At 50.9% G+C, this 2,585-nt stretch carries 4 protein-coding genes; 2 read left to right on the top strand and 2 right to left on the bottom strand.

The features are described 5' to 3' along the window. Positions 1-52 precede the first annotated feature (52 nt). A complete protein-coding gene (locus OB13_RS13120; RefSeq protein ID WP_461490619.1) occupies positions 53-700 on the bottom strand; it encodes a carboxypeptidase-like regulatory domain-containing protein in 648 nt (215 codons plus the stop codon). A 98-nt stretch (positions 701-798) separates the two neighbouring features. On the opposite strand from OB13_RS13120, the gene OB13_RS13115 reads away from it, so the two are divergent. Next, on the top strand, positions 799-1,185 hold the full coding sequence (locus tag OB13_RS13115; protein ID WP_461490620.1) for an ArsR/SmtB family transcription factor: 387 nt from the start codon (positions 799-801) through the stop codon (positions 1,183-1,185). Between the two features lie 135 nt (positions 1,186-1,320). After that, entirely contained in the window at positions 1,321-2,022 is a 702-nt protein-coding gene (locus tag OB13_RS13110; RefSeq protein ID WP_461490618.1) for a YjjG family noncanonical pyrimidine nucleotidase, read from the top strand. A 49-nt stretch (positions 2,023-2,071) separates the two neighbouring features. On the opposite strand, the gene OB13_RS13105 is transcribed toward OB13_RS13110, so the two are convergent. Next, the gene (locus OB13_RS13105) at positions 2,072-2,494 is read right to left on the bottom strand and encodes a hypothetical protein (RefSeq protein ID WP_461490617.1); all 423 of its coding nucleotides are present in this window, start codon (positions 2,492-2,494) and stop codon (positions 2,072-2,074) included. Positions 2,495-2,585: the final 91 nt, after the last annotated feature.

Genomic DNA, 2,585 nt, shown 5'->3' with positions numbered 1-2,585 from the left:
GGGGCGAAGGTATAGCTATACCTTCGCCCCGCTTTTTTATAAACAGGAAAGTTTATTTCTTATTGAATTCGCCGTTCTTGATCATGTTGATCAGCTGGATGATGGCAAAGGGGCTGACGGTCGGGAACATATTCCGCTGCTCCTGTTTCTGTACCTGTTGCATGTTCCAGTTCCGGAAGTTAGCATTGCCGTCCATGGGCGTTGACTTGAAAAGTTCTTCCAGCCGTTTGGGGTCCAGGTTGCGCAACGCCACAGCCATGCCGTCGTCGGGCAGTTTCACGGCCAGCACCGCCTGTCTGAAATCGCGCTCGGTCGCCCAGGGGAATACCTCCACTTCGGGCAGCTCGGTAGGGTCTTCCTGCATCTGCATGATGATGGAGTAGCCCTGGCTCTGGTAATTTTTCGGTATGATGAGGTACTGCTTTTTATACCCGATGGCGCTGAATACCACGCTGTCCCCGGTTAGTACAGGCACCGAGAAGAACCCGTATTGGTTGGTATGGGTACCGCGGCCGGTTTTGGGAACGTACACGTTCACGCCGGCCACGCCATACAGGCTGTCGCCGATGGTCACAAATCCGGAGAGTTGCACCACCCGCTTCTGCCCCTGCGCCGCCGCTTCGCCAGGCGCTCCCAGCAGCAGCGTGATCAGCACTATTAGCGGCAGCAGCAGGCTGGCACCGCGTTTATTCTTGAGCATGAGTTGTTGTAAAATAGGATTCATGTAGTACAATAATACTTCATATAATTTTATTATAGCAGCTTTTGGCTAATTTTGTTCTGACAGTCAGTTCCTCTATGCGGCTCAAACACTTCAGTATTTCCTTCGGCGAACAGGTTTTAAAGGCACTGGCAGACGAATCGCGCCTGCGCATTTTGAGCCTCATTCTCCGTAACAAAGAAATGTGCACCACCGACCTGGAGCAGGTCCTGGACTTTACCCAGACCAAAACCTCGCGTCACCTGGCCTACCTTCGCAACGCGGGCCTGGTAGCCCCCCGCAAGCTGGACCAATGGGTATACTACTCTTTAAAGGAGGAAGCCGGGGATTTCGTTCAACAAATCTATTCTTATCTGGAGCGCGACGCGATGCTGCAAAAAGACCAGGAGATTTACCAGATCCTTTTTTCTAACCGGGAGCTTGCCATTAACAAGATACACACCCGCCGCTGGACGAATGCCTGAACTTAGACAGGTACTTGAGCCAATGGTTTAAACTGAGGTATAGCGCTTTTAGTATAGAATAGCCCCGAAGGAACCTAATTTTTTTTCAAACATACGCCCTACCTGCGCGTTTCAATTTAGCTGACGCCCTTTATTATGAAATCATACAAGCACCTGTTTTTTGACCTGGACCATACCCTCTGGGATTTTGAGAAGAATTCCGAGGAGACCCTCTATACCTTGTACCAGGAGTTCAGCCTGGAGTCTTTCGGCAAATTTGACTGCGACTCTTTTTACAAAAAATACAAGTTCGTCAACAACCGCCTCTGGGACCTCTATAACAAAGGAAAGATCGATCAGAAGGAGCTCCGCGAGCAGCGGTTCGTCAGAACCCTGACGGGGCTGGGGCTGGAGGAGCATCAGGTACCGGCAGGATTATCCGAGGCCTATACCGACCTGTGCCCTACCAAGACGGCCGTATTCCCCTATACCTTCGAAGTGCTGGCCTACCTGCAACCCCGATATGGGCTCCACATCATTACGAATGGCTTTAAAGATGTGCAGCACATCAAAATGAGCGGTTCTAACCTGACGGGCTATTTTAAGGAGATCATCACCTCCGAGTGCTGCGGGTATAAAAAGCCGGACAAACGCATATTCGAGCACGCCCTGGACCGGATACAGGTCCGTCCGGAGGAGTGCCTGATGATTGGCGACAACCTGGAATGCGACATAGACGGGGCCAGGGCAGCAGGTTTGGACCAGGTATTCTTTAACCCTGAAAAAAACCCGGGCAAACTGCGCCCCAGACCGACCTACCACATACACTGCCTCAGCGAGCTGCAGGAGATCCTATAAAACAAAAGAGCCCGGCGTGCCGGGCTCTTTTGTTTGAACGCTGGTTGCGTTAGTCTTTGATGTCGCCTTTGGTTTCCAGCGCGCGAAGTTCGCCTTGCAGGAGCTTGATCTTGGCTTTGTCGTCAGCACCCAGCTGCTTTTCCACTACATTTTTGCGGGCATCGAGCTGATTAATCACAGCGTGCACCTTCTTCCATTCCTGGTCAGACCAGTTGGCTTGTTTGGCCCGGGCGCTTTCCAGCAAGGTAATGTAAGCCTGGCGGAGGTTCTCTGCTGTCAGCTTACTGACGTCAGCATATTCGCCCAGCAATTCCTGCTGCCATTGTTTTACACTGTTATCATCCTGTGCAATTGCTACAGCAACAGGTATGGCAGGCGTATGCAAGGTATAGTTGGCGGCTTCGGCAGCAAAGGAAAAGCCCAGTGCGCCTGCCAGCATGATTTTAGCGAGTATTTTATTATTGTTCTTCATAACTTATTTATTCTAATTAAAGCTGTCCCAATTCGACAGCGAGTACCTAATACGCAAAAAAGTGCAAAAAGGGTTTCGAAAAGCAGACTTC

The organism is Pontibacter sp. HJ8 (genome assembly GCF_054824225.1).
Note: the sequence above shows the minus strand (reverse complement) of the source record. Positions and strands in the feature narration are given on the sequence as shown.